Consider the following 25466-nt stretch of genomic DNA (forward strand, 5'->3'; position numbering starts at 1 on the left):
TCAGGATTCGCCGGGCCGATTAAACATGCCTCTGAATGGTAGCGGCGGCTATTATGTGATTTATTAACGATTTGGCAAAGAAGAAATTAAAAAATCGCGCCAGGCATTGAGAAGGGAAAACAATAAAAAGCCGACTTTAAAAATCGGCGAATATAATAAAGGACTGAGTCTTTTTGTAACCTACCCATCAGGGTAGGTTACAAATAACGATATTATCCGGGAAGCCGGCTTTTGGGTCGGCCCGGGCCAAGCAGGATCGCCAGCTTGCTGCCGCCTTTGGTGGTCTCCATCCAGATTTTGCAGACGCTGGTCAGCGGTACGGAGAGCAGCATACCGACGGGCCCCAGTAACCATCCCCAGACCAGCAATGACAGGAAGACCACCATAGTCGACATACCCAGGCGATGGCCCATCATGCGCGGCTCAAGAATGTTCCCCAGCACCATATGCACTAAGAGGAACAGCGCCCCTACCAGCATACATTCGTAGATACCATTAAACAGAAACGCCTGAATCATCGGCGGCACGGCGGAAAGCACGGCCCCAATATTAGGGACATAGTTCAGCAAGAAGGCCAGCACGCCCCACATCAGGGCGAACTGTACGTCCATTAGCGTCAGGCCGAGCCAGATAATCACGCCGGTCCAAAGGCTGAGCAATGTTTTAAGCGCCAGATATTTGGTGACGCCTTTTAACGCACGGTGCAGGCCCGCAATATGAATCTGCGGATTGTTCAGTGAGAAACGTAGCTTATACGGCACATGGCGGACTTCAAACAGCATAAAGACGACCGTCATCACCAGCAGTAGAATGCTGGCCATTGCCCCGGAGAGGCCCGTCATCAGCGTGGTGGCGAAGGTCATCACTTTTTCAGAATCCATTCGCTGCAACATTCTTTCGGGAGAGATATGCAGATTGAGAAACGGCAGCATCTCCTGCAGGTCGATAAGTTTACGCGTCAGCTCTTTATTGTATTTCGGTAGCATGGTCGAAAATTCACTGAGTGACGCCGCCAGAACGCCAAACAGCGCCGTCAGCACGACCAGCATCACCATCACCACAATGGTAATGGCCACGGGTCTTTTAATTCCCCGACGAATAAACCAGGTCACGAGCGGGTTGAGGACAATGGCAAAAAAGAGCGCCAGTAAAAGCTGAACAATGATGTCGGCTGCCGCATGAATACCGGCAAGGATCACCACCAGACAGGCGAGTTTGAGCAAAATGTGTAGACCCGCTTTGTCGGGTTGAGTGGCTTTCATACGAATTCCTTTTGGTGTTTGGCCTTAAGTGTAGTGCGCCGGCGGTCTGCCGTCTGGGTTGATAATCTGAAAGTCCGTGCTGATTTTCATCGTCTGACGTGGTAATAGTGAAACACTGTTGTAAAAAGCCAGGTAGAACCTCATGTCCGTACCCGACGCCGAACCGGCGCTCACTGGATTGCGCCTTAATTTGCGCATTGTCTCCGTCGTCATGTTTAACTTTGCCAGCTACCTCACGATTGGTCTTCCCCTTGCGGTGTTGCCGGGTTATGTCCATGACGTAATGGGATACAGCGCTTTCTGGGCGGGGCTGGTGATCAGCCTGCAATATTTCGCCACCCTTTTAAGCCGTCCTCAGTCCGGGCGTTATGCGGATCTCTTTGGGCCAAAAAGCATCGTTGTCGTTGGGCTATGCGGCTGCTTCCTGAGCGGTCTGAGCTATCTGTTGGCGGCTGAGACGAGCGAATGGCCGGCGATCAGCCTGCTGCTGCTCTGTCTGGGTCGGATGATTTTGGGCATCGGGCAGAGCCTGGCCGGAACCGGATCGACGTTGTGGGGCGTGGGCGTTGTGGGCGCTCCTCATATCGGACGGGTGATCTCCTGGAATGGTATTGTGACCTACGGCGCGATGGCGCTGGGGGCACCGCTTGGCGTGGTCTGTTATGCCTGGGGCGGGCTGCAGGGGCTGGCGATCACCATTATGGTCGTGGCGCTTCTGGCCATTTTGCTTGCGCTGCCGCGGCCAAAAGTTAAAGCCAGTAAAGGTAAGCCTTTGCCGTTTCGCGCGGTCCTGGGGCGCGTCTGGCCGTACGGTATGGCGCTCGCGCTCGCCTCGGCGGGCTTTGGGGTTATCGCGACGTTCATCACCCTGTTCTACGATGCAAAAGGCTGGGAGGGGGCCGCCTTTGCGCTCACGCTCTTTAGCTGTGCGTTTGTGGGCGCACGCTTACTTTTCCCTAACGGCATCAACCGTCTGGGAGGATTGAACGTGGCGATGATCTGTTTTGCCGTGGAGATTGTCGGCCTGCTGGTCACCGGCCTGGCTGACGCGCCGTGGATGGCAAAAGTGGGCGTATTTCTGGCGGGAGCAGGGTTCTCGCTGGTCTTCCCGGCGCTTGGGGTGGTAGCGGTCAACGCGGTGCCACAGCAAAACCAGGGATCGGCGCTGGCCACCTATACGGTGTTTATGGATATGTCGTTAGGCATTACCGGGCCGCTTGCAGGGCTGGTGATGGCGTGGGCAGGTGTACCGGTTATTTATCTGGCTGCGGCAGGGCTGGTGGCGGTGGCGTTGCTTCTGACATGGCGTTTAAAAAAACGGCCCCCGGCGCAAGCGACGGAGACCGTGTCATCGTGACCGAAATTACTGGATCACGAGGGTGTTAATGATGTTTTCTGCCGTGGCCTGTGCTTTCTGCTGATCGTCCGCAGGCAGCGTAATTTGCAGGGTCAGCAGTTTGTTATCCACTTTACCCAGCACCACAGAGGAGTACGCGGTCTGGCCTTTGGCGGAGATAATGCTGTCCAGCTGTTGCAGGGTGTGGCCCTTCAGTTCGATAGCTTTGTTGGTCACGACCTGCAGCTGCGGGTCACGGCTGCGCTGTTGATCTTCCAGACGCTTCGCCAGCACGCTTAACTCTTCGGTGGTGTCGTCGCCGACAATCACAATCACCGCTTTCTGCCCCGTCGCATCGGAATAGACGTGCATATTGTTAGCCTGAGTACCCAGCTTACCACTCTGGTCGGTCATATCCGCCGGCAGAGAGAAACTGAGTTTGCCATCCATCAGATTGACGGGCTGACCGGTCGCATTGCTTTCAGCAGACGCGCCCTGAACAGGGGTCGCTGTATCGCTGTTATCACACGCGGCAAGCCCCACGACCAGCAGGCCAATCCCGACATATTTAACCAGATTGCGCATTGACATCTTCCTTTCGATAAACGGCCATAACGGCTCATTCATCCATCTTATCACAACTGATAAGGCGAACCCTTAACCTGCCTGCAATGCTGAGTTTTCAGATTTATCTGCCAGTCTTTTCAGCAACATATTCAGCAACACGCCATACATCGGCAGGAAGAAGACGATGCTGATGAGCACCTTAAAGCAGTAATCTACCAGCGCGATTTCCATCCAGTGTTCGGCCATAAAGGCATCCGGGCTACGCCAGAAGGCGATAAAGAAGAACGCCAGCGTATCGCTGATGTTGCCAAACAGCGTCGATGCGGTGGGGGCCATCCACCAGAGGTGATTCTGCCGCAGGCGGTTAAAGACGTGTACGTCCAGGATCTGCCCCAGCGCATAAGCCATAAAACTGGCGGCGGCAATACGGGCGACAAAGAGGTTAAAGCTCAGCAGCGCCTCAAAGCCCTGCCAGCTCCCCATATAAAACAAGGAAGAGATCACGTACGAGATGAACAACGCAGGCAACATCACGGCAAAGATAATGCGACGGGCCAGCGGCGCGCCAAAGATGCGCACGGTCAGATCGGTTGCGAGGAAGATAAAGGGAAAGCTAAACGCGCCCCAGGTCGTGTGGAAACCGAAAATAGAGATCGGCAGCTGCACCAGGTAGTTACTGGAGGTGATCACCAGCAAATGGAAAAGCGAAAGCCAGAACAACGCTTTTACGCGCTGCGATTGAGAGAACGACGTCATATTGTGACCTTTTTAAATGTTGGGGTGAGGGAACCCAATATGAACCTGGCCTGTAAGGCGATTTTAGTTGCCTGTCTTAATGGCCCGGATTCAGAAAACGGCTGCATAATACTGCTTTCATCATGCTTTGCAATGGTTGATTTTCACGCAATCGTTAACCTGGTTTGCATTGACGACGCCGGGGCGTAAACTACAGCCGATTTTTACATGAACGAGAAGACAATGACTGACCTGTTCTCCAGCCCAGACCACACTCTTGATGCGCAGGGCCTGCGTTGCCCCGAGCCTGTCATGATGGTGCGCAAAACCGTGCGCACCATGCAAACGGGCGAAACGCTGCTGATTATTGCCGACGATCCGGCAACCACGCGCGATATCCCCGGGTTCTGTACCTTTATGGAACACGAGCTGGTGGCGCAGGAGACGGCAGGGCTGCCGTATCGGTATTTGATTCGTAAGGGTTAGGTTTCTCTCTTTCCAACAGGCAAAGGAAGGCTGTAAATGAGAACGTTTATGCCCCTGGCGTTATCCCTGATTGGCTGGATAACGTTGTTAAGCTTTGCACTGAATGACGCCTTAACCTTACTGGCAGCCCCCATTATGAATGGCGCCGGGCTTTTTTTCGCCCTTCGTTTCATGCGGATCGACACCACACTCGCCTCACGCTTCGTTACCACGATCTGTTCGCTCTCAGTGAGCGTGATGGTAGTGCTGTATGGGTATGGTTACCTGCTGGGGGGCGGCTTTCACCCTTAATTATTTTCGTCTTGCGTGACGCCATTAACGAAATCAAACCATCGTTTCAAATTTTAGCGTTTTTTTGTGAGGCGCTTCACCTCTCCTTTCCAGACCGTAGTCTAGTTTTTAAGCGGAAAAATAAAACGACGTTTTAACGCTTATCTCACTACCCTGGAGTTCACCCGATGAAAACGACACTCAAGCCGTTACTGGCTGCGCTGTGCCTCTCTGCTATTGCTGCATCTGTTTCTGCTCAAACTATTAAAGCCGCGGATGTCCATCCTGAGGGTTATCCAAACGTAGTCGCCGTTCAGAACATGGGTGAAAAACTCAAGCAACAAACCGACGGCAAGCTGGAGATCAAAGTGTTTCCCGGCGGCGTGCTCGGTGATGAGAAGCAGATGATTGAGCAGGCGCAAATGGGGGCTATTGATATTATTCGCGTCTCTATGGCGCCGGTTGCCGCCATCCTGCCGGATATTGAAGTCTTTACGCTGCCGTATGTCTTCCGCGATGAAGACCATATGCATAAAGTGATCGACGGCGATATCGGCAAGGAGATCGGCGAAAAACTGACGGCGAATCCTAAATCCCGCCTGGTGTTCCTGGGCTGGATGGATTCCGGCACCCGTAACCTGATTACTAAAAACCCTGTCGTGAAACCGGAAGATTTAAAAGGCATGAAAATTCGCGTGCAGGGCAGCCCGGTCGCGCTGGCGACGCTGAAGGCAATGGGCGCGAACGCCGTGGCAATGGGCGTGAGCGAAGTGTATAGCGGGATGCAGACCGGCGTGATCGACGGTGCGGAGAATAACCCGCCGACATTTGTTGCTCACAACTACATGCCGGTTGCCAAAAATTACACGCTCAGCGGCCACTTTATCACGCCGGAAATGCTGCTTTATTCAAAAGTGAAATGGGACAAACTCAGCGCGGATGAGCAGAAAAAAATTCTGACGCTGGCGCACGAAGCGCAGCTTGAACAACGCACCCTGTGGAACGCTTACAACCAACAGGCGCTGGAAAAAATGAAGGCGGGCGGCGTGCAATTCCATGAAATCGATAAGTCCGTGTTTATCAAGGCGACAGAGCCGGTGCGCGCCCAGTATGGCGACAAGCATCAGGATCTAATGAAAGCCATCGCTGACGTCAAGTAACTTGCGCTCCGTGGAGGACGTATGTCCGAACGCTACCTGAAGTGGATGGACCGCCTGTACCTGCTCGCCATGGCGGTGGCGGGCGTGTCGCTATTAGTCATGACCATCGTGATCCCGATTGGCATTTTCTCGCGCTACGTGCTCAATCGCGGAGAATCCTGGCCGGAGCCTATCGCCATCATCTGCATGGTGACCTTCACCTTTATCGGCGCGGCGGTCAGCTACCGCGCCGGATCGCACATTGCGGTGAATATGCTCACGGATCGCTTGCCTGCAAGCCTTCAATACCTGTGCGCCCGTCTGGTAGACCTGCTGATGCTGCTGATTTCCGGGCTGATGTTCTGGTACAGCTTCTGGCTTTGCGTTGAGCTGTGGGAGCAGCCGGTGGCGGAATTCCCGATTCTCACTTCCGGGGAGAGCTATCTGCCGCTGCCGATAGGTTCAGCCATATTGATCCTGTTTGTCCTCGAGCGCCTGCTGTTTGGCTCGCAGGAAAATCGACCGATCGTCATGATCGGCAACCATGCCTAGGGGTGAACAATGGATGCCTTTGTATTGTTATTCACCCTCGCCGTGTTGCTGGCGGTGGGTATGCCGGTGGCTTTCGCCGTAGGGTTAAGCGCGGTCGTAGGCGCATTGTGGATCGAACTGCCTCTGGAGGCGTTGATGATCCAGATTACCAGCGGGGTCAATAAATTCACCCTGCTGGCGATCCCGTTCTTTATCCTTGCCGGCGCGATCATGGCCGAAGGGGGAATTGCACGGCGGCTGGTCAATTTTGCCTATATCTTCGTTGGGTTTATTCGCGGCGGACTGTCGCTGGTGAACATTGTCGCATCGACCTTTTTCGGCGCGATTTCCGGTTCATCGGTGGCCGACACGGCCTCTATCGGTAGCGTGATGATCCCGGAAATGGAGAAAAAGGGTTATCCACGCGAGTATGCGGCCGCGGTGACGGCCAGCGGTTCGGTACAGGCGATTTTGATTCCGCCAAGCCATAACTCGGTGATTTACTCCCTGGCGGCGGGCGGGACGGTCTCTATCGCCACGCTGTTTATTGCCGGCGTGCTGCCAGGTTTGCTATTGGGTGTCAGCCTGATGGTGATGTGCCTGGGGTTTGCTCATAAGCGTGGTTATCCGAAAGGAGAAAGAATCCCCTTTAAGCAGGCGCTGAAAATCTTCCTTGATGCGCTGTGGGGACTGATGACGGTGGTGATTATTCTTGGCGGCATCTTAACGGGAATTTTCACCGCCACGGAATCGGCGGCGGTCGCCTGCCTGTGGGCCTTTTTCGTCACCATGTTTATCTATCGCGATTACAAGTGGCGGGAGCTGCCGAAGCTAATGTGCCGGACGGTGAAGACGGTTACGATCGTCATGATCCTGATTGGCTTTGCCGCAGCCTTTGGCGCCGTGATGACCTACATGCAATTGCCGACGCGAATCACCGAGTTCTTTACGTCGTTGTCGGACAACAAGTATGTGATCCTCATGTATCTCAACGTCATGCTGCTGCTGATTGGCACGCTGATGGACATGGCGCCGATCATATTGATCCTGACGCCCGTTTTGCTGCCGGTGACCAACTCACTGGGTATCGATCCGGTGCATTTCGGCATGATCATGATGGTGAATCTGGGGATTGGATTGATCACCCCGCCGGTCGGCTCGGTGCTGTTTGTTGCCAGTGCGGTCAGTAAACAGCAGATTGAAACCGTGGTGCGGGCCATGCTGCCGTTTTATGCCATGCTGCTGGTCGTGTTAGGGATGGTGACTTATATTCCGGCGATCTCGCTGTGGTTGCCGGGTATTTTAGGGATGCAATAAAAGAGATACCCCGACCAGGGTCTCATAAGTGAAAGCCCGGCACGGCGAGCACGCCGTGCCGGGTTGTTTTACCGGCGACGCAGCAGCCGCAGCGCGTTCGCCGTCACCAGCACCGTCGCGCCGGTGTCTGCCAGAACGGCCAGCCACAGTCCGGTTATCCCGAGCAGGGTGGTAACCAGAAAAATACCTTTCAGGCCCAGTGCAATCGCAATGTTTTGCCGGATGTTGGCGTGCGTCGCCCGTGCCAGGCTAATCATTTGCGCCAGCCCGGTCAGGCGGTTGTGCGTCAGCGCCGCGTCGGCGGTTTCCAGCGCGACGTCCGTTCCGCTTCCCATGGCAATCCCGATGGTTGCCGCTTTCATGGCGGGCGCATCGTTAATGCCGTCACCCACCATCGCCAGCGGCGCTTGCTGGTTGAGCTCCGTCACCGCGTTCACCTTATCGGCGGGTAAGAGTTCGGCTTTGAACGACAATCCCAGCTCGTCGGCAATCGCGGCGGCGGCACGCGGGTTATCGCCGGTCAGGATCACCCCCTGAATGCCCAGTTGATGCAGGGCGTCGATCGCTTCCCGCGCATCCTGACGCAGCGTATCGCGGAGCGTCAGAAGCCCCATCACCGCATTCTCCTGCGCCACCAGGACCACCGTTTGCCCGGACGCTTCCAGCGTAGGGATCTGCTGGCTAAAGGCGTTATCCGCAAACTTATCGGCGGCGCAAATCAATACGGTCTTCCCGTCAACGAGGGCCTCTATGCCCGACCCCACCCGTGCGCGCTGGGAGGTGGCCTCCGGAATCGCTAACCCGCGGCGCTGCGCTTCCCGCACGATGGCCTGGGCTAACGGGTGGGTGGAGCCTTGCTCTACCGCCGCGGCCAGCGTCAGGAGGGCCTCCTCGCTGACAGTATGAGGATAAATCCCCGTCACCTGCGGCTGGCCAACGGTCAGCGTGCCGGTTTTATCGAATGCGACCTGTTTCACCTGGCCCAGTTGCTCCAGCGCCGCGCCCCCTTTTATCAACGCACCGCGTCGCGCGGCGGCGGCAAGACCAGAGGTAATGGCCGCAGGGGTGGAGATCACCAGTGCGCAGGGACAGCCAATCAGCAGCAGGGTCAATCCCTTATAAATCCATGCATCCCAAGTTCCGCCAAAGAGCAGCGGTGGGATAACGGCCACCAGCAGGGCGATCAGCATAATAACGGGGGTATAGATCCGGCTAAAGCGGTCAATAAAACGCTCGACGGGGGCGCGGCGCTCTTCCGCTTCTTCAATCAGCGTAAGAATCCTGTCGATGGCGCTTTCACCTGGCCGGGAGACGACCCTGAACTGCACCAGACGATCGACGCTGGTGGCGCCGGCGGGCACTTTTTCGCCCGAGGCGCGCTCCACCGGGATTGATTCTCCGGTTAAGGCGCTTTCATCAAAACTGGCATAGTCGCTGAGCAATGCGCCGTCGGCGGGCAGACGTCCGCCTGCGGCCACTTCGATGATATCGCCCGGGCGTAAAGCCTGAATCTCAACCGTTTTACGTTCGCCGTTGACAACCTGCGTGGCGGTGTCCGGTTTCAGCGCCATCAACGCGCTCACGCCTTTTCGTGCCCGGCTGGCGGCCCAGCCCTCAAGGCGCTCCCCAATCAGAAAGAGCAGCAAGACCATCGCGGCTTCTGCCGTGGCACCGATAAACAGCGCCCCGATCGCCGCCACGCTCATCAGCGTTTCAATGGCGAACCAGCTGCCGCTTTTCATCAGGCGCAGCGCCTGACGGGCGACAGGGAAAAGCCCGACCACCGTGGTGGCGATAAAGGCCATATTACCCAGCGAAGCGCTGAACTGAGCCAGACCCCAGCTCAGCGCCATCATGACGATAAGCGTAATAAGGGGCAGGTTTTCCCGCAGCGGGGCGCTTTTTTCAGGAGGGGCCGTTTCGCTACGCAGGCTGTAGCCCGCCTGGCTGACGGCGGCTTCCACCTGCTTGCTCACGTCGGTATCCGCACTGACGACCAGTTTTTCAGTGGTGAATAAAACCTGAACGTGGCGAACGCCCGCAACCTGTTTAACGGCGTTTTCAACTTTACGCGCACAGGCTGCACAGTCCATGCCGTTGACGATCCAACTAAAGCGAATGCCCGTTTCCGGCAGCGTTTCGGGTGGGGTTTCACAGGCCTTATCACAGCAGCAAGGCGCTTTCGCCGCGACGGGATTCAGCTTAAGTGTCGAGAATTGCGGCGCTTTTTTAGGAATATCTGGAGTCGACATGGCACTCTCCGGTAAATGATAACTTTCTCATTAACCGCAGTATGCACTCTGGAGTCGACTCCAGAGTCAAGCGCTATTTAGATATAGAGTGAACGGACAATCAGGAAGTGTCCGGCAAAATAGCAGGCCGCAGCGATGGCGTTATCCGCCCGGAAGCGACGACGATAATGGCTACCCAGCCAGACAACGTTCCCGACAAGCAGCAACGCCGCACCAAAGAAAGCCGACATCGCAGGCGCCGTAGGACGGAAGAACCAGAGTTCGCCCGCCAGCCACACCATGACCAGCGTCATCGCGATGAAAGTACACACCGGCATACGCATCTCTTCAAGGCGCGTCCAGATGACCGCAATAAGCAGCGCACCCACCACCAGCAACACCAGCGGCAGCGGCCAGAAGAATGACAGCGTCATCTGGCTGGCAAAGTAGATGGTGTAGAGCAGATGTGACAGGAAGAACGCACCCACGGCGTACAGCAGACGCTGGCGCGGAAGTAGCGTTAACGCATCCCCGATCAACGAGGCGCACAGACCGGCGAGCACCAGATAGCTCACGGCGCTAAACATAGGGGCTTGCCAGGCAAGCAGAAGCAAAAGCAGTAACGTGAGCGGTTTAAACAACCAGCGTTGCCAGGTAGGCCCGCGATAAGACGCATCGACGAAAAGCCATGCGGAAAGACAGACAGCGATAAATGACCAAAGCATATAAACTCCCTGTATCTGTTGCGACTGAATTATCAGTTTCTTATCCAGTGTAGTGACGCGGGCGACCGTTTGGCAATGCCGGGGAAGGCAGGGTATCCTGATTTCCGCATAATCTTATGGGATTCAACAATGAGCAAGATGCCGCTTTTTTTCATCATCGTGGTGGCGATCATCGCGATCGCCGCCTCGTTTCGTTTTGTGCAGCAGCGGCGCGAAAAGGTCGATAACGACGCCGCGCCGCTGGCGCAGAAACGCGTCGTGGTGAGCAACAAGCGAGAGAAACCCCTCAATGAACGCCGTTCGCGTCAGCAGCAGGTGACGCCAGCCGGCAGTGCGATGCGCTACGAGGCAAGCTTTAAACCTGAACAGGGCGGCCTGGAGATGACGTTTCGCCTGGACGCGAAGCAGTATCATCAGCTGACGGTGGGGGAGAAAGGAGTGCTGAGCTACAAAGGGTCGCGATTTGAAGGGTTCAGGCCGGAATAATGCTCGGTCGGTTCCCTCTCCCGGTGGGAGAGGGGTAGGGTGAGGGCATCAGGCCGCACTTTACTTCTTCACCTGCGCCTTAAATTTTTTCATCCACACCAGCAGCTCAAACACGCCGAAAATAAACACCCGCAGCTGCTGCCAGCCGGTCATGGGTGGGCCATCTTTTGGTAAACCGTTTTTCAGCATCACCATCTGTAAAGCATGCATAAAAGCGGTGAAAATCAGCGCCACATTCACAAAAATGTTCATGGGGCGTGGGAAGGGGTGCACCAGGTTCAACAGCAAAAACGCCCAGACGCCCAGCATCAACAGGCGGCCTACATTAATCAGTACGGGCATCGGACTCTCCTTGTTCTACACGATGATATAAACGATAGGCGACCTGACCGGCGACCTGCTCGCGATGCAGATCCCAGTGTACAGGGACCGGCGGTAAACCGTTTTCGACTTCGCTTTCAACATAAATGAGCGCGTCATCGGCCAGCCAGCCGTTCTTTTCCAGCAGGTCCAATGTCTCTTCCAGCAACCCTTTACGGAAAGGGGGATCGACGAAGACCACATTATGCGGTGTGCCGGGTTTTGCCAGATAAGACAGCGTGTTGGTGTTAACCACGTTGGCATTGGTGACCTTGAGCGTCGCGAGATTTTGCTGCAGTTGCTGCGCGACGCTGCGCTCCATCTCCAGGAGTGTAGCATTTGCTGCATAGCGCGACAGCGCTTCCAGACCTAATGCACCGCTTCCGGCGAAGCAATCAAGGCACTGCGCATCCACCATGGACGGGGCCAGCCAGTTAAATAAGGTTTCTCGCACGCGGTCGGTGGTCGGGCGCAGACCGGGGCTGTCGGGCACCGGTAATTTCCGGCCTCGCCACTGGCCGCCGATAATGCGAATTTGTCCGGCGGAGGCACGGTTAGGTTTCTTCATTTTAAGGAAAGCTCTGCTAACAATTGGCCTGCGATTCCAGGCGGTGATGTCAATTAAGTTAAGTGTTAGACTATTTCATCATTTTTTTAGCTTCTATGTATATAGCACCGCGAGGAGTGTCGTCTCAGATGGCAAAACAAAAAAAACGTGGCTTCTTTTCCTGGCTGGGCTTCGGCGAAAAAGAGCAAGAAACAGAACAGAAAATCGACGAGCAGCAGAATGTTGAAGAACAGTCACTGCCAGAGACGCCTGTTGAGACGGCAGCGGTAATAGAAGCCGAAGTGCCTGCGCACAGCAAAGAAGAGACAGACGCCTTTGCTGAAGAGGTGGTGGTCGTCACCGAACAGGTTCAGGAGAGCGAAAAGCCCGAACCGGTTGAGCCTGAGGTTGTTACCGAAGCGCCGCAGGCGGTCGTGGAACACGAAGAGCTGCCGCTCCCGGAAGAGATCCAGCCAGAAGTGGTCTCTGCAGAAGAGTGGCAGGCTGAAGCTGAAACCGTTGAAATCGTCAACGCCGTCGAAGAAGAGGCTGACAACGAACCTGCGCTGACCGACGAGGAGCTCGAAGCCCAGGCGCTGGCGGCTGAAGCGGCAGAAGAAGCGGTAGTGGTCGTGCCGGTTGCCGACGTTGATGAACCCGTAGAAGAGATTATTCAGGAGCAGGAAAAACCGACCAAAGAAGGGTTCTTCGCCCGTCTGAAACGCAGCCTGCTTAAAACCAAAGAAAATCTGGGTTCCGGATTTATCAGTCTTTTCCGCGGCAAAAAAATCGATGATGATCTGTTTGAAGAGCTGGAAGAGCAGCTGCTGATCGCCGATGTGGGTGTCGAAACCACCCGCAAAATCATTGCGAACCTGACCGAAGGCGCCAGTCGCAAACAGCTGCGCGATGCAGAGGCCTTATACGGCTTGCTGAAAGACGAAATGGGCGAAATCCTCGCAAAAGTTGACGAACCGCTTAATATTGAAGGCAAAACGCCTTTTGTTATTTTGATGGTGGGCGTGAACGGCGTGGGTAAAACCACCACCATCGGCAAGCTGGCGCGTCAGTTCGAGCAGCAGGGTAAATCGGTCATGCTGGCGGCAGGGGATACCTTCCGTGCGGCAGCGGTAGAACAGCTGCAGGTCTGGGGTCAGCGCAACAATATCCCGGTGATTGCTCAGCATACCGGCGCCGATTCAGCTTCCGTCATTTTTGACGCCATCCAGGCCGCGAAAGCCCGTAACGTGGATGTGTTAATTGCGGATACCGCAGGGCGTTTACAGAACAAAGCGCACCTGATGGAAGAGTTAAAGAAAATCGTCCGCGTCATGAAGAAGCTGGACGAAGACGCGCCGCATGAGATTATGCTGACCATTGATGCCAGCACCGGTCAGAACGCGGTCAGTCAGGCGAAGCTGTTCCACGAAGCGGTGGGCCTGACGGGCATTACGCTGACCAAACTGGACGGCACGGCGAAAGGCGGCGTGATCTTCTCCGTCGCTGACCAGTTCAGTATTCCAATCCGTTATATTGGGGTTGGCGAACGTATCGAGGATTTGCGTCCCTTCAAATCGGACGACTTTATTGAGGCACTCTTTGCCCGAGAGGATTAACAATGATTCGCTTTGAACACGTCAGCAAGGCCTATCTTGGTGGGAGACAAGCGCTGCAGGGGGTGACATTCCACCTGCAGCCAGGCGAGATGGCATTCCTGACCGGGCATTCCGGCGCAGGGAAAAGTACTCTGCTCAAGCTAATCTGTGGGATCGAACGGCCCAGCGCCGGGAAAATCATGTTTAGCGGCCATGACATTAGCCGCCTTAAAAATCGTGAGGTGCCGTTCCTGCGTCGCCAGATCGGCATGATTTTCCAGGATCACCATTTGCTCATGGACCGTACCGTCTTTGATAACGTGGCGATTCCGCTCATTATTGCGGGCGCCAGTTTTGATGATATCCGTCGTCGCGTCTCCGCGGCGCTGGACAAGGTGGGTCTGCTCGACAAAGCGAAGAATTTCCCGATTCAGCTCTCCGGCGGTGAACAGCAGCGTGTGGGTATTGCCCGCGCGGTGGTAAATAAACCCGCTGTTTTGCTGGCGGATGAACCGACCGGGAACCTGGATGACGCTCTCTCAGAAGGGATTTTACGCTTGTTCGAAGAGTTTAACCGCGTAGGGGTAACGGTATTGATGGCGACGCACGACATGGGGCTCATTGCGCGTCGTTCGTACCGCATGCTGACGCTCAGTGACGGTCACTTGCACGGAGGCCACGGTGAATAAGCGTGACGCAATAAACCAGATTCGACAGTTCGGCAATCGGTTTGACCGGTTCCGTAAGTCCCCGGGCGGTGGCGATAATAACCGCAATGCGCCAAAGCGCGCGAAAGCGGCGCCAAAACCGCATTCGCGTAAAACCAACGTCTTCAATGAACAGGTGCGCTACGCCTTCCAGGGCGCCGTGCAGGATTTGAAGAGCAAACCGCTGGCGACATTCCTGACGGTGATGGTGATCGCCATCTCCCTGACGCTGCCAAGCGTGTGCTACATGGTCTATAAAAACGTCCATCAGGCGGCATCACAATATTATCCGTCACCGCAAATCACGGTGTATCTGGATAAAGCGCTCGACGATAACGCGGCGGCGCAGGTGGTGGGGCAACTCCAGTCCGAGCAGGGCGTGGAGAAGGTCAATTACCTCTCGCGTGACGAAGCGCTGGGTGAGTTCCGCAACTGGTCCGGGTTTGGCGGCGCGCTGGACATGCTGGAGGAGAACCCGTTGCCCGCTGTGGCCGTCGTGATCCCGAAACTGGATTTCCAGGGGACGGAATCGCTCAACACGCTGCGTGACCGCATCACCCGTATCAACGGTATTGATGAAGTCCGCATGGATGACAGCTGGTTTGCGCGTCTGGCCTCGCTTACCGGCCTGGTAGGGCGCGTTGCGGCAATGATTGGGGTGCTGATGGTGGCGGCGGTCTTCCTCGTCATCGGTAACAGCGTCCGCCTGAGCATTTTTGCCCGTCGCGACACCATCAACGTGCAAAAACTGCTGGGTGCCACGGATGGTTTCATCCTCCGCCCTTTCCTGTATGGCGGCGCACTCCTCGGTTTTTCCGGTGCATTTCTTTCACTGATTTTGTCAGAAATTTTGGTGATGCGACTGTCATCGGCGGTGACCGACGTCGCGCAGGTTTTCGGAACCAGGTTTGATATCAGTGGGTTAGGCTTTGATGAGTGCCTGTTATTGCTGCTGGTCTGCTCCATGATTGGCTGGGTCGCCGCATGGCTGGCAACGGTGCAACATTTACGCCACTTTACTCCCCAATAAAAATTTTCTGGTATAATCTTTCCCTGCAATGAGAACGTCGCTCTGCAGGGAAAGAGATCCCTGTTGTCTCTGCCCCGCAGTATCATCTCTGTGTCACATTTTGTGCGTAATTTATTCACTGTTGCACTGGGAACTTGTGGATAAAATCACTGTCTGATAAAAGTGTGAATGCTATTCTCGTTGCTCAAATGCTTTGGCATGGTTGTTGCCTGATGGGGATAACCTGGACCAGAAGATATCGAATTGAGAGGAATGAATGACCAAAGAAATGCAAACTTTAGCTTTAGCCCCTGTTGGTAACCTGGAATCTTACATCCGGGCTGCGAACACCTGGCCAATGTTGACGGCTGAGGAAGAAAAGGAGCTGGCTGAAAAGCTGCATTACCAGGGCGATCTGGAAGCAGCTAAAACGCTGATCCTGTCTCACCTGCGCTTTGTTGTTCACGTTGCTCGTAACTATTCGGGCTACGGCCTGCCGCAGGCAGACTTGATTCAGGAAGGTAACATCGGTCTGATGAAGGCTGTGCGTCGCTTCAACCCGGAAGTGGGTGTGCGACTGGTCTCCTTCGCGGTGCACTGGATCAAAGCTGAAATTCATGAATACGTTCTGCGTAACTGGCGTATTGTGAAAGTCGCGACGACGAAAGCGCAACGCAAACTGTTCTTTAACCTGCGTAAAGCCAAGCAGCGTTTGGGCTGGTTCAATCAGGATGAAGTTGAAATGGTTGCGCGTGAGCTGGGTGTCACCAGCAAAGATGTGCGTGAAATGGAATCGCGGATGTCCGCACAGGACATGACGTTTGATATGTCATCCGACGACGACGCATCTGACAGCCAGCCGATGGCCCCGGTCCTGTATCTGCAGGATAAAACCTCTAACTTTGCTGACGGCATTGAAGAGGATAACTGGGAAGATCAGGCGGCCAATAAACTGACCCACGCGATGGAAGGTCTGGACGAACGTAGCCAGGATATTATCCGTGCTCGCTGGCTGGACGAAGATAACAAGTCCACGCTTCAGGAGCTGGCCGACCGCTACGGCGTCTCTGCAGAACGTGTGCGTCAGCTTGAAAAGAACGCCATGAAAAAACTTCGCGCCGCTATCGAAGCGTAATGATGACGAAGCTCTCCTTTATCTAAACCGTAAAGGATAATAACCCTCGGATGAAAATTCGGGGGTTTTGTTTTTTTAACGCCTGCTCTGGCGAATTCTTATCCCCTGGCAAACACTTACAGATGCGCTCAGCATGCGGACATCTTTGGGGGACAGGGTGAAAAATAACGAACTGAATGAACGGCGTTTACAGGCCACGCCGCGGGGCATTGGCGTGATGTGCCCTTTTTACGCTGACAAAGCGGAGAACGCCACGCTGTGGGACGTCGAAGGCAATGAAGTTATCGATTTCGCCGCCGGCATCGCGGTGCTGAATACCGGCCATCGCCATCCAAAAGTCATTGCCGCCATTGAGAAACAACTCCACGCCTTTACCCATACGTCTTATCAGATTGTCCCCTATGAGGGCTATATCGCGCTTGCGGAGCGAATCAATGCCCGCGTCCCGATTGACGGCCCGGCGAAGACGGCGTTCTTTTCAACCGGTGCTGAAGCGGTCGAAAACGCGGTTAAAATTGCCCGGGCTTATACCCGACGTCCTGGCCTCATCACCTTCGGCGGCGCCTTCCATGGGCGCACCTTTATGACGATGGCGCTGACCGGTAAAGTCGCGCCTTATAAAATCGGATTTGGTCCTTTCCCCGGTTCGGTTTATCACGCTCAATTTCCCAACACGCTGTACGGCGTCAGCTCCCAGGATGCGCTGAAAAGTCTGGATCGCCTGTTCAAAGCGGATATCGCCCCGGATCAGGTGGCGGCCATTATTATTGAACCGGTTCAGGGGGAAGGCGGCTTTAACGTCGCACCGGCAGACTTTATGCAGGGATTGCGGGCGCTATGCGACACCCACGGTATTCTGCTGATTGCCGATGAAGTGCAGACGGGATTTGCCCGTACCGGCAAGTTATTCTCGATGGAACATCACTGCGTGAAGCCAGATCTGATCACCATGGCGAAAAGCCTGGCGGGCGGCATGCCGCTCTCCGCCGTTTCGGGTCGCGCTGAGGTGATGGATGCCCCTGCGTCCGGCGGTCTGGGCGGCACCTACGCCGGGAACCCATTGGCGATTGCGGCAGCGCTGGCGGTGCTGGAGGTGATAGACGAAGAAGATCTGTGCACGCGCGCGGCGCATCTGGGTCATCACCTTGTGGAAGTGCTGAATAAAGCGACATCAGCGTGTCCGTTCATCGCCGATATACGCGCTCAGGGCTCGATGGTGGCAGTGGAGTTTAACGATCCGCAAACCGGCATGCCGTCACCGGAATTTACCCGCCAGGTGCAGGAGCGCGCGCTGCAGGAGGGGCTGCTCCTGTTGAGCTGCGGCATCCATGGCAACGTCATCCGCTTCCTTTATCCCCTCACGGTGCCTGAAGCGCAGTTCCGCAAAGCGCTGGATATTATCTTCGCTGCGCTGACGCGTTAAAGCGCCTTGCCCGGCGTCACAGAACGCCGGGCTTATCATATATACATTTCAAATTAGCTATTCCAAAATCATAAAAATGGGGTATGTTTTAGCAGAGTGTGCTGAAAAAGCGCGAGCGGCACACCTATAACTGAAATAAAGCGCTGCACAACAACATCACAACAATCGTTAAAACCATAATAATGGGGAATCTCAGGATGAATATGAAGGGTAAAGCGTTACTGGCAGGATGTATCGCGTTGGCATTCAGCACCATGGCGCAGGCTGACATTAAAGTCGCCGTGGTGGGTGCGATGTCCGGTCCGGTAGCGCAGTATGGCGACCAGGAATTTACCGGTGCTGAACAAGCGGTTGCCGACATTAATGCTAAAGGCGGGATTAAAGGCGAAAAGCTGCAAATCGTAAAATATGATGATGCCTGTGACCCGAAACAAGCGGTGGCCGTGGCGAACAAGGTCATTAACGACGGCATCAAATACGTGATTGGTCACCTGTGCTCCTCTTCCACACAGCCCGCTTCTGATATCTATGAAGATGAAGGCATCCTGATGATTACGCCAGCGGCAACCGCCCCGGAGCTGACCGCGCGTGGTTACAAGCTGGTGCTGCGCACCACCGGTCTGGATTCCGATCAGGGTCCGACGGCTGCGAAATACATCGTTGAGAAAGTGAAGCCGAAGCGTATCGCCATCGTTCACGATAAACAGCAGTATGGTGAGGGTCTGGCGCGCTCCGTACAGGACAATCTGAAGAAAGCGAATGCCAATGTGGTCTTCTTCGACGGTATCACCGCGGGTGAAAAAGACTTCTCCACGCTGGTTGCGCGTCTGAAGAAAGAGAATATCGATTTCGTTTACTACGGCGGTTACCACCCGGAAATGGGCCAGATCCTGCGTCAGGCGCGCGCGGCCGGACTGAAAACCCAGTTTATGGGCCCGGAAGGCGTGGCGAACGTTTCGCTGTCTAATATCGCAGGCGAATCGGCAGAAGGTCTGCTGGTAACCAAGCCGAAGAACTACGATCAGGTGCCTGCGAACAAACCGGTTGTTGATGCGATCAAAGCGAAGAAACAGGATCCGAGCGGTGCGTTTGTGTGGACCACCTACGCAGCGCTGCAATCGCTGCAGGCCGGCCTGAACCAGTCAGCCGACCCGGCTGAGATTGCCACCTGGCTGAAAGCGAATACCGTGGAAACCGTGATGGGTCCGCTCTCCTGGGATGAGAAGGGCGATCTGAAGGGCTTTGAGTTCGGCGTGTTTGACTGGCATGCGAACGGTACGGCAACTGACGCTAAGTGAGTGTGGTGCGGGCTGATGCCCTCACCCTAACCCTCTCCCACAGGGAGAGGGGACAGCCGTGTGCGGGCTGATGCCCTCACCCTAACCCTCTCCCACAGGAAGAGGGGACAGCCCGGTGCGGGTTGATGCCCTCACACTAACCCTCTCCCACAGGGAGAGGGGACAGCCCGGTGCGGGCTGATGCCCTCACACTAACCCTCTCCCACAGAGAGAGGGGACAGCCCGGTGCGGGCTGAGGCCCTCACCCGAACCCTCTCCCACAGGGAGAGGGGACAGTCCTGTGCGGGTTGATGCCCTCACCCTAACCCTCTCCCACAGGGAGAGGGGACTAGATCGCAGATGCTCAAGGCTGTCGTGTTTTCTCCCTCTCCCCGTGGGAGAGGGCAGGGGTGAGGGCATCAGGCCGCACAATCTAAACCCTACTGCTTTTCCCACCCGTGTTCCTGCGCTCTAAACCCTAACGCCTGCATAAATGCCGCCATCACGCCGCGGTCTTCCACGCCGACATCCGCCATCCACCACGAGGTGACAGAAGGATTATCGCGGACGATCTCCTCAATCAAATACTGCCCTACACCTCGACGGCGGGTGATTTCGCGTACCCGCAGGGAATCCAGCGCACCCTGGGTGCCGCTCAGCGTGACGCGAACCGCGCCCAGCAACCGCTCGTTAAAACGGGCAGCATAGATCCGGTGGGTTTCATCAACGATCAGCGACGCAGGGGAATATTCCGGCCAGATTTTACCCAGGTCTATTTGATCCTGGTCGCTAAAGGTCATCAGACGAATGATAGTCAGTTTCATTAGCTGAATGTCCACATCATAAAAAAGTCGTAGCAGTGTACTCAATTTATTCGGGAAGAGGCTTTCTCTTTTTGGTCCATTTACCAGGTGATTAGTTTTGTGGCGGGGCGAAGCGCAGTTCGAAAACACATGGATTGAAAAATAAGCAGGATTTTAACCTAAATGGTAGTGATTTATTCGGCGCTTTGTACCGTTATTTTATGCTGCAAACTGCACTTTTATTTGTTTATCTCTGCCTGATTTCAGAATATTATCTTTGCTTAATCGCCTGAAATATAGAGATTTTAGTCTGGTTTTTGCCAAAAAACTGCGCTAAACCATTAAAGGCACTGGTAAAAATAGCGTTGTTCATTAAAAGTACAGAATGCTTTTTAACCATAATAAAACAAAATATATACGTAACACGTCACGAGTGGGGATTCAGAAATGAAAATGAACGCGAAAACATTTATCGCGGGAATGGTTGCACTGGCGATGTCGCAGGCAGCTTTAGCGGCAGAGATTAAAGTTGCGGTAGTGGGTGCGATGTCCGGTCCGGTTGCTCAGTGGGGTGATATGGAATTTAACGGCGCACGCCAGGCCATCAAAGACATCAATGCAAAAGGCGGCATTAAGGGCGATAAACTGGTCGGCGTGGAATACGACGACGCGTGCGATCCTAAGCAGGCTGTCGCTGTAGCCAACAAAATCGTTAACGATGGCATCCAGTATGTGATCGGCCATCTGTGCTCCTCTTCGACTCAGCCTGCGTCTGACATCTACGAAGACGAAGGTATTCTGATGATTACCCCCGGCGCGACGAACCCGGAACTGACCCAGCGCGGCTATCAGCACATCATGCGTACCGCTGGTCTGGACTCCTCTCAGGGGCCTACCGCCGCCCACTATATTCTTGAGACGGTCAAACCGCAGCGCATTGCCATCATTCATGATAAGCAGCAGTACGGTGAAGGTCTGGCGCGTTCCGTTCAGGACGGGCTGAAAAAAGGCGGCGCTAATATCGTCTTCTTCGACGGCATTACCGCAGGAGAGAAAGACTTCTCGGCGCTGATCGCCCGTCTGCAAAAAGAGAATATCGATTTCGTCTACTACGGCGGCTACTACCCGGAAATGGGCCAGATGCTGCGTCAGGCGCGCGCCACCGGCCTGAAAACCCAGTTTATGGGACCGGAAGGCGTGGGCAATGCTTCGCTCTCTAACATCGCGGGTGATGCGGCGGAAGGGATGCTGGTCACTATGCCAAAACGCTATGACCAGGATCCGGCGAACGCGGCTATCGTTGAGGCGCTTAAAGCGCAGAAAAAAGATCCAAGTGGTCCGTACGTCTGGATCACCTATGCCGCCGTACAGTCTCTGGCCACTGCCATGGATCGTACCGGCAGCAAAGAGCCGCTGGATCTGGTGAAAGATTTAAAAGCGCACGGGGCAAACACCGTGATTGGGCCGCTGAACTGGGATGAGAAAGGCGATCTAAAGGGATTTGAATTTGGTGTCTTTAAGTGGCACGCCGACGGGTCATCCTCGGTCGCCAAATAATCATCCCACCGCCCGGCAGTGCCGGGCGGGTATGAAAAGGTTTTCTTATGTCCGAGCAGTTTCTCTATTTCCTGCAGCAGATGTTTAACGGCGTTACGCTGGGAAGCACCTACGCGCTGATCGCCATCGGCTATACGATGGTTTACGGCATCATCGGCATGATCAACTTCGCCCACGGCGAGGTGTATATGATCGGCAGCTATGTCTCCTTTATGATTATCGCCGCGCTGATGATGATGGGCATCGACAGCAGCTGGATGCTGGTCGCCGCCGGGTTTGTCGGCGCGATTGTGATTGCCAGCGCCTACGGCTGGAGCATTGAACGCGTGGCCTACCGGCCGGTGCGTAGCTCCAAGCGCCTGATTGCGCTGATCTCCGCCATCGGGATGTCGATCTTCCTGCAAAACTACGTCAGCCTCACCGAAGGCTCGCGCGACGTGGCGCTGCCAAGCCTGTTTAACGGGCAGTGGATCGTGGGAGCCAGCGAAAACTTCTCTGCCTCTATTACCACCATGCAGCTGGTTATCTGGGTTGTCACCTTCCTGGCGATGCTGGCCCTGACTCTCTTCATTCGTTATTCCCGCATGGGTCGCGCCTGCCGCGCCTGCGCGGAAGATCTGAAGATGGCGAGCCTGCTTGGCATCAACACTGACCGCGTCATTGCCCTGACCTTTGTGATCGGTGCCGCGATGGCGGCGGTGGCGGGCGTCCTGCTCGGTCAGTTCTATGGTGTTATTAACCCCTACATCGGCTTTATGGCCGGGATGAAAGCCTTCACCGCGGCGGTACTGGGCGGGATCGGCAGTATCCCTGGCGCGATGATTGGCGGCCTGATCCTGGGCGTGGCCGAAGCGCTCTCTTCAGCCTATCTGAGCACGGAATATAAAGATGTGGTGTCGTTTGCCCTGCTGATTGTGGTGTTGCTGGTGATGCCGACCGGGATTCTGGGTCGCCCGGAGGTAGAGAAAGTATGAAACCGATGCATTTTGCCATGGCGCTGCTCTCAGCCGTCATCTTCTTCGTCCTGGCGGGCGTCTTTATGGGCGTCCAGTTAGAGCTGGATGGCACGAAGCTGGTGGTCGATAAGGCCGCTGATATCCGCTGGCAGTGGGTGTTAATCGGCACTGCCGTTGTCTTCCTGTTCCAGCTGCTGCGTCCGGTGTTCCAGAAGACGATGAAAAACGTCAGCGGGCCGAAGTTTGTTCTGCCCGCCATCGATGGCACAACCGTAAAGCAAAAGCTGTTCCTGATTGCGCTGCTGGTGGCGGCGGTGGCATGGCCGTTTATGGTCTCGCGCGGCACGGTGGATATCGCGACCCTGACCATGATTTACGTGATATTGGGTCTTGGCCTGAACGTAGTGGTCGGGTTGTCGGGCCTGCTGGTGCTGGGTTATGGCGGATTCTACGCCATTGGCGCTTACACCTTTGCCTTACTGAACCACTATTACGGTCTCGGCTTCTGGACCTGTCTGCCGCTGGCGGGCCTGGTCTCCGCCGCGGCGGGCTTCCTGCTGGGCTTCCCGGTGCTGCGTTTGCGCGGTGATTATCTGGCGATCGTCACCTTAGGTTTTGGTGAAATCGTCCGCATCCTGCTGCTCAACAATACCGAAGTGACCGGCGGCCCGAACGGCATCAGCCAGATCCCCAAGCCGACCTTCTTCGGCCTGGAGTTCAGCCGCAGCGCGCGTGAAGGCGGTTGGGATACCTTCAGCAACTTCTTTGGCGTGAAGTATGACCCATCAGACCGCGTGATTTGGCTCTACCTGGTGGCGTTGCTGCTGGTGGTCATCACCCTGTTTGTGATTAACCGCCTGCTGCGTATGCCGCTGGGCCGCGCGTGGGAAGCGCTGCGTGAAGATGAAATTGCCTGTCGCTCTCTGGGTCTTAACCCAACCCGCATCAAGCTGACCGCGTTTACCATCAGCGCCGCGTTTGCGGGGTTTGCCGGTACGCTGTTTGCCGCGCGTCAGGGTTTCGTCAGTCCGGAATCTTTCACCTTTGCCGAATCGGCCTTTGTGCTGGCCATTGTGGTGCTCGGCGGGATGGGCTCGCAGTTTGCCGTTATTCTGGCCGCCGTTCTGCTGGTGGTATCGCGTGAACTGATGCGCGACTTTAACGAGTACAGCATGCTGATGCTGGGTGGATTGATGGTGCTGATGATGATCTGGCGTCCGCAGGGTCTGCTGCCGATGACCCGTCCGCAGTTGAAGCTTAAAAATGCGGAAGTAAAAGGAGAGCAGGCATGAGTCAGCCATTATTATCCGTAAACGGCCTGATGATGCGTTTTGGCGGCCTGCTGGCGGTCAATAACGTCTCTCTGGATCTGCACAAGAAAGAGATTGTCTCTCTGATTGGCCCTAACGGCGCCGGAAAAACGACGGTGTTTAACTGCCTGACCGGTTTCTACAAGCCGACGGGCGGCACCATTATGCTGCGCGATCAGCATCTTGAAGGGCTGCCGGGCCAGCAGATTGCCCGCATGGGCGTGGTGCGTACGTTCCAGCACGTGCGTCTGTTCCGTGAGATGACGGTGATTGAGAACCTGCTGGTGGCGCAACATCAGCAGCTCAAAACGGGCCTTTTCTCTGGGCTGCTGAAAACCCCGGCCTTCCGCCGTGCTCAGGATGAGGCGCTCGATCGCGCCGCCACCTGGCTCGACCGTATCGGCCTGCTGCAGCATGCTAACCGTCAGGCGAGCAACCTGGCCTACGGTGACCAGCGTCGTCTGGAAATTATTCGCTGTATGGTGACCCAGCCAGAAATCCTGATGCTCGACGAACCGGCGGCAGGGCTTAACCCGAAAGAGACCAAAGAGCTGGACGAACTGATTGTTGAGCTGCGTAACCATCATGACACCACTATTTTGCTGATTGAGCATGACATGAAGCTGGTGATGGGCATTTCAGATCGCATTTACGTGGTGAACCAGGGCACGCCGTTGGCGAATGGCACGCCGGAAGAGATCCGCAACAACCCGGACGTGATCCGCGCATACCTGGGTGAGGCATAAGATGGAAAAAGCGATGTTAACGTTTGACAAGGTCAGCGCCCACTACGGCAAGATTCAGGCGCTGCACGACGTCAGCCTGCACATTAATCAGGGTGAAATCGTCACCCTGATTGGGGCGAACGGCGCGGGTAAAACCACGCTGCTTGGCACCCTGTGCGGCGATCCGCGTGCCAGCAGCGGGCGAATTGTCTTTGATGGAAAAGAGATTACCGACTGGCAGACCGCCAGAATCATGCGCGAAGCGGTGGCGATTGTCCCGGAAGGCCGCCGCGTGTTTTCCCGTATGACGGTGGAAGAAAATCTGGCGATGGGCGGTTTTTTTGCCGAACGCGACCAGTATCAAAGCCGCATTAAGCGCGTGTACGAACTTTTCCCGCGCCTGTACGAACGTCGTATCCAGCGCGCAGGCACCATGTCCGGCGGTGAACAACAGATGCTGGCCATTGGCCGTGCGCTGATGAGCCAGCCGCGCCTGCTGCTGCTCGATGAGCCGTCGCTCGGTCTTGCGCCGATCATCATTCAGCAGATTTTCGATACCATCGAACAGTTGCGCCAGGAGGGGATGACCATCTTCCTCGTCGAGCAGAACGCCAACCAGGCGCTGAAGCTCGCCGACCGCGGCTACGTGCTGGAAAACGGTCACGTGGTGCTGGAAGACACCGGTGATGCGCTTTTGGCAAACGAAGCGGTGCGAAGCGCGTATTTGGGCGGTTAATCGTGTTCCCCCCCTCACCCTAACCCTCTCCCTTAAGGGAGAGGGAACCGTATGGTGCCCTCTCTTAGCAGAAGAGCACCGCTTTTCTCCCTCTCCCCGTGGGAGAGGGCCGGGGTGAGGCCACCCGACCGCACAAGGCCAAAGCAAAAGGCAACGCACTGTTTTCTCCCTCTCCCCGTGTGAGAGGGCCGGGGTGAGGGCACCCGGCCGCACAAGGACAAAGCAAAAAGGCAACGCACTG

26 protein-coding genes are annotated in these 25466 nt (G+C 55.6%); 18 read left to right on the plus strand and 8 right to left on the minus strand.

What is annotated here, in order from left to right:
• Positions 1–212: 212 nt before the first annotated feature.
• The gene (locus tag LZP96_RS20770; protein ID WP_258926333.1) at positions 213–1262 is read right to left on the minus strand and encodes an AI-2E family transporter; all 1050 of its coding nucleotides are present in this window, start codon (positions 1260–1262) and stop codon (positions 213–215) included.
• A gap of 142 nt (positions 1263–1404) precedes the next feature.
• Between LZP96_RS20770 and LZP96_RS20775 the strand changes: the two genes are divergently transcribed.
• Positions 1405–2619: an MFS transporter gene (locus LZP96_RS20775; RefSeq protein ID WP_258926334.1), complete on the plus strand. Its 1215-nt coding sequence runs from the start codon at positions 1405–1407 to the stop codon at positions 2617–2619.
• A 6-nt stretch (positions 2620–2625) separates the two neighbouring features.
• On the opposite strand, the gene LZP96_RS20780 is transcribed toward LZP96_RS20775, so the two are convergent.
• Together LZP96_RS20780 and LZP96_RS20785 are read right to left on the minus strand one after the other, a co-directional pair.
• The gene (locus LZP96_RS20780) at positions 2626–3183 is read right to left on the minus strand and encodes a DcrB family lipoprotein (protein WP_064327812.1); all 558 of its coding nucleotides are present in this window, start codon (positions 3181–3183) and stop codon (positions 2626–2628) included.
• A 72-nt stretch (positions 3184–3255) separates the two neighbouring features.
• Positions 3256–3921 (minus strand): 7-cyano-7-deazaguanine/7-aminomethyl-7-deazaguanine transporter, encoded by a 666-nt coding sequence (locus LZP96_RS20785; RefSeq protein WP_258926335.1) that lies wholly within the window; start codon positions 3919–3921, stop codon positions 3256–3258.
• 222 nt (positions 3922–4143) lie between these two features.
• On the opposite strand from LZP96_RS20785, the gene tusA reads away from it, so the two are divergent.
• The 5 genes from tusA to LZP96_RS20810 all read left to right on the plus strand — a co-directional run bounded on the left by tusA (position 4144) and on the right by LZP96_RS20810 (position 7643).
• The gene (gene tusA, locus LZP96_RS20790) at positions 4144–4386 is read left to right on the plus strand and encodes a sulfurtransferase TusA (protein ID WP_064327810.1); all 243 of its coding nucleotides are present in this window, start codon (positions 4144–4146) and stop codon (positions 4384–4386) included.
• Positions 4387–4422: 36 nt separating this feature from the next.
• Positions 4423–4677 (plus strand): hypothetical protein, encoded by a 255-nt coding sequence (locus tag LZP96_RS20795; protein WP_258926336.1) that lies wholly within the window; start codon positions 4423–4425, stop codon positions 4675–4677.
• 167 nt (positions 4678–4844) lie between these two features.
• Positions 4845–5816, plus strand: coding sequence for a TRAP transporter substrate-binding protein (locus tag LZP96_RS20800; protein WP_064327808.1), 972 nt, complete (start codon positions 4845–4847; stop codon positions 5814–5816).
• A 21-nt stretch (positions 5817–5837) separates the two neighbouring features.
• On the plus strand, positions 5838–6347 hold the full coding sequence (locus tag LZP96_RS20805) for a TRAP transporter small permease (RefSeq protein ID WP_064327807.1): 510 nt from the start codon (positions 5838–5840) through the stop codon (positions 6345–6347).
• A 9-nt stretch (positions 6348–6356) separates the two neighbouring features.
• Positions 6357–7643 carry a TRAP transporter large permease gene (locus tag LZP96_RS20810; RefSeq protein WP_064327806.1) on the plus strand — a complete coding sequence of 429 codons (1287 nt, stop codon included), beginning with the start codon at positions 6357–6359 and terminating at the stop codon, positions 7641–7643.
• Positions 7644–7711: 68 nt separating this feature from the next.
• Here LZP96_RS20810 and zntA read toward each other — a convergent pair whose 3' ends face one another.
• Both zntA and LZP96_RS20820 read right to left on the minus strand, forming a co-directional pair.
• On the minus strand, positions 7712–9895 hold the full coding sequence (gene zntA, locus LZP96_RS20815; protein WP_064327805.1) for a Zn(II)/Cd(II)/Pb(II) translocating P-type ATPase ZntA: 2184 nt from the start codon (positions 9893–9895) through the stop codon (positions 7712–7714).
• Between the two features lie 77 nt (positions 9896–9972).
• Positions 9973–10599 carry a lysoplasmalogenase gene (locus LZP96_RS20820; RefSeq protein ID WP_064327804.1) on the minus strand — a complete coding sequence of 209 codons (627 nt, stop codon included), beginning with the start codon at positions 10597–10599 and terminating at the stop codon, positions 9973–9975.
• A 129-nt stretch (positions 10600–10728) separates the two neighbouring features.
• Here LZP96_RS20820 and LZP96_RS20825 point away from each other — a divergent pair, with 129 nt between their 5' ends.
• Positions 10729–11085 carry a DUF2500 domain-containing protein gene (locus tag LZP96_RS20825; protein ID WP_064327803.1) on the plus strand — a complete coding sequence of 119 codons (357 nt, stop codon included), beginning with the start codon at positions 10729–10731 and terminating at the stop codon, positions 11083–11085.
• A gap of 60 nt (positions 11086–11145) precedes the next feature.
• Here the strand turns inward: LZP96_RS20825 and LZP96_RS20830 are convergent, their stop codons facing one another.
• Together LZP96_RS20830 and rsmD are read right to left on the minus strand one after the other, a co-directional pair.
• Positions 11146–11427: a DUF1145 family protein gene (locus LZP96_RS20830; RefSeq protein ID WP_064327802.1), complete on the minus strand. Its 282-nt coding sequence runs from the start codon at positions 11425–11427 to the stop codon at positions 11146–11148.
• Positions 11411–12013: a 16S rRNA (guanine(966)-N(2))-methyltransferase gene (gene rsmD / locus LZP96_RS20835; protein ID WP_064327801.1), complete on the minus strand. Its 603-nt coding sequence runs from the start codon at positions 12011–12013 to the stop codon at positions 11411–11413. Before rsmD ends, LZP96_RS20830 begins: the two co-directional genes overlap by 17 nt.
• A gap of 128 nt (positions 12014–12141) precedes the next feature.
• Here rsmD and ftsY point away from each other — a divergent pair, with 128 nt between their 5' ends.
• From ftsY to livJ, 6 genes are all read left to right on the plus strand, one after another.
• A complete protein-coding gene (gene ftsY / locus LZP96_RS20840) occupies positions 12142–13608 on the plus strand; it encodes a signal recognition particle-docking protein FtsY (protein ID WP_064327800.1) in 1467 nt (488 codons plus the stop codon).
• Between the two features lie 2 nt (positions 13609–13610).
• Entirely contained in the window at positions 13611–14276 is a 666-nt protein-coding gene (gene ftsE, locus LZP96_RS20845; protein WP_064327799.1) for a cell division ATP-binding protein FtsE, read from the plus strand.
• Positions 14269–15324, plus strand: coding sequence for a permease-like cell division protein FtsX (ftsX, locus tag LZP96_RS20850; RefSeq protein ID WP_064327798.1), 1056 nt, complete (start codon positions 14269–14271; stop codon positions 15322–15324). Before ftsE ends, ftsX begins: the two co-directional genes overlap by 8 nt.
• 256 nt (positions 15325–15580) lie before the next feature.
• The gene (gene rpoH, locus LZP96_RS20855; protein WP_064327797.1) at positions 15581–16438 is read left to right on the plus strand and encodes an RNA polymerase sigma factor RpoH; all 858 of its coding nucleotides are present in this window, start codon (positions 15581–15583) and stop codon (positions 16436–16438) included.
• 157 nt (positions 16439–16595) lie between these two features.
• Positions 16596–17861, plus strand: coding sequence for a 4-aminobutyrate--2-oxoglutarate transaminase (locus LZP96_RS20860; RefSeq protein WP_064327796.1), 1266 nt, complete (start codon positions 16596–16598; stop codon positions 17859–17861).
• A gap of 197 nt (positions 17862–18058) precedes the next feature.
• Positions 18059–19159, plus strand: coding sequence for a branched chain amino acid ABC transporter substrate-binding protein LivJ (gene livJ, locus LZP96_RS20865; RefSeq protein WP_157685367.1), 1101 nt, complete (start codon positions 18059–18061; stop codon positions 19157–19159).
• A 419-nt stretch (positions 19160–19578) separates the two neighbouring features.
• Here livJ and panM read toward each other — a convergent pair whose 3' ends face one another.
• Positions 19579–19962, minus strand: coding sequence for an aspartate 1-decarboxylase autocleavage activator PanM (gene panM / locus LZP96_RS20870; RefSeq protein WP_064327794.1), 384 nt, complete (start codon positions 19960–19962; stop codon positions 19579–19581).
• Positions 19963–20388: 426 nt separating this feature from the next.
• Between panM and livK the strand changes: the two genes are divergently transcribed.
• Genes livK through livF form a run of 5 tightly spaced genes read left to right on the plus strand, consistent with a single transcriptional unit; the run spans position 20389 to position 25225 of the window.
• The gene (gene livK / locus LZP96_RS20875; protein WP_064327792.1) at positions 20389–21498 is read left to right on the plus strand and encodes a high-affinity branched-chain amino acid ABC transporter substrate-binding protein LivK; all 1110 of its coding nucleotides are present in this window, start codon (positions 20389–20391) and stop codon (positions 21496–21498) included.
• A 47-nt stretch (positions 21499–21545) separates the two neighbouring features.
• A complete protein-coding gene (gene livH / locus LZP96_RS20880) occupies positions 21546–22472 on the plus strand; it encodes a high-affinity branched-chain amino acid ABC transporter permease LivH (RefSeq protein WP_064327791.1) in 927 nt (308 codons plus the stop codon).
• On the plus strand, positions 22469–23746 hold the full coding sequence (locus LZP96_RS20885) for a high-affinity branched-chain amino acid ABC transporter permease LivM (protein ID WP_064327790.1): 1278 nt from the start codon (positions 22469–22471) through the stop codon (positions 23744–23746). The genes livH and LZP96_RS20885 overlap by 4 nt, the downstream gene beginning before the upstream one ends.
• Positions 23743–24510 carry a high-affinity branched-chain amino acid ABC transporter ATP-binding protein LivG gene (gene livG, locus LZP96_RS20890; RefSeq protein ID WP_064327789.1) on the plus strand — a complete coding sequence of 256 codons (768 nt, stop codon included), beginning with the start codon at positions 23743–23745 and terminating at the stop codon, positions 24508–24510. Before LZP96_RS20885 ends, livG begins: the two co-directional genes overlap by 4 nt.
• Position 24511: 1 nt before the next feature.
• On the plus strand, positions 24512–25225 hold the full coding sequence (gene livF / locus LZP96_RS20895; RefSeq protein WP_064327788.1) for a high-affinity branched-chain amino acid ABC transporter ATP-binding protein LivF: 714 nt from the start codon (positions 24512–24514) through the stop codon (positions 25223–25225).
• Positions 25226–25466 lie beyond the last annotated feature (241 nt).

Source organism: Huaxiibacter chinensis (assembly GCF_022171985.1).
Classification (GTDB): Bacteria; Pseudomonadota; Gammaproteobacteria; order Enterobacterales; family Enterobacteriaceae; genus Enterobacter; species Enterobacter chinensis_A.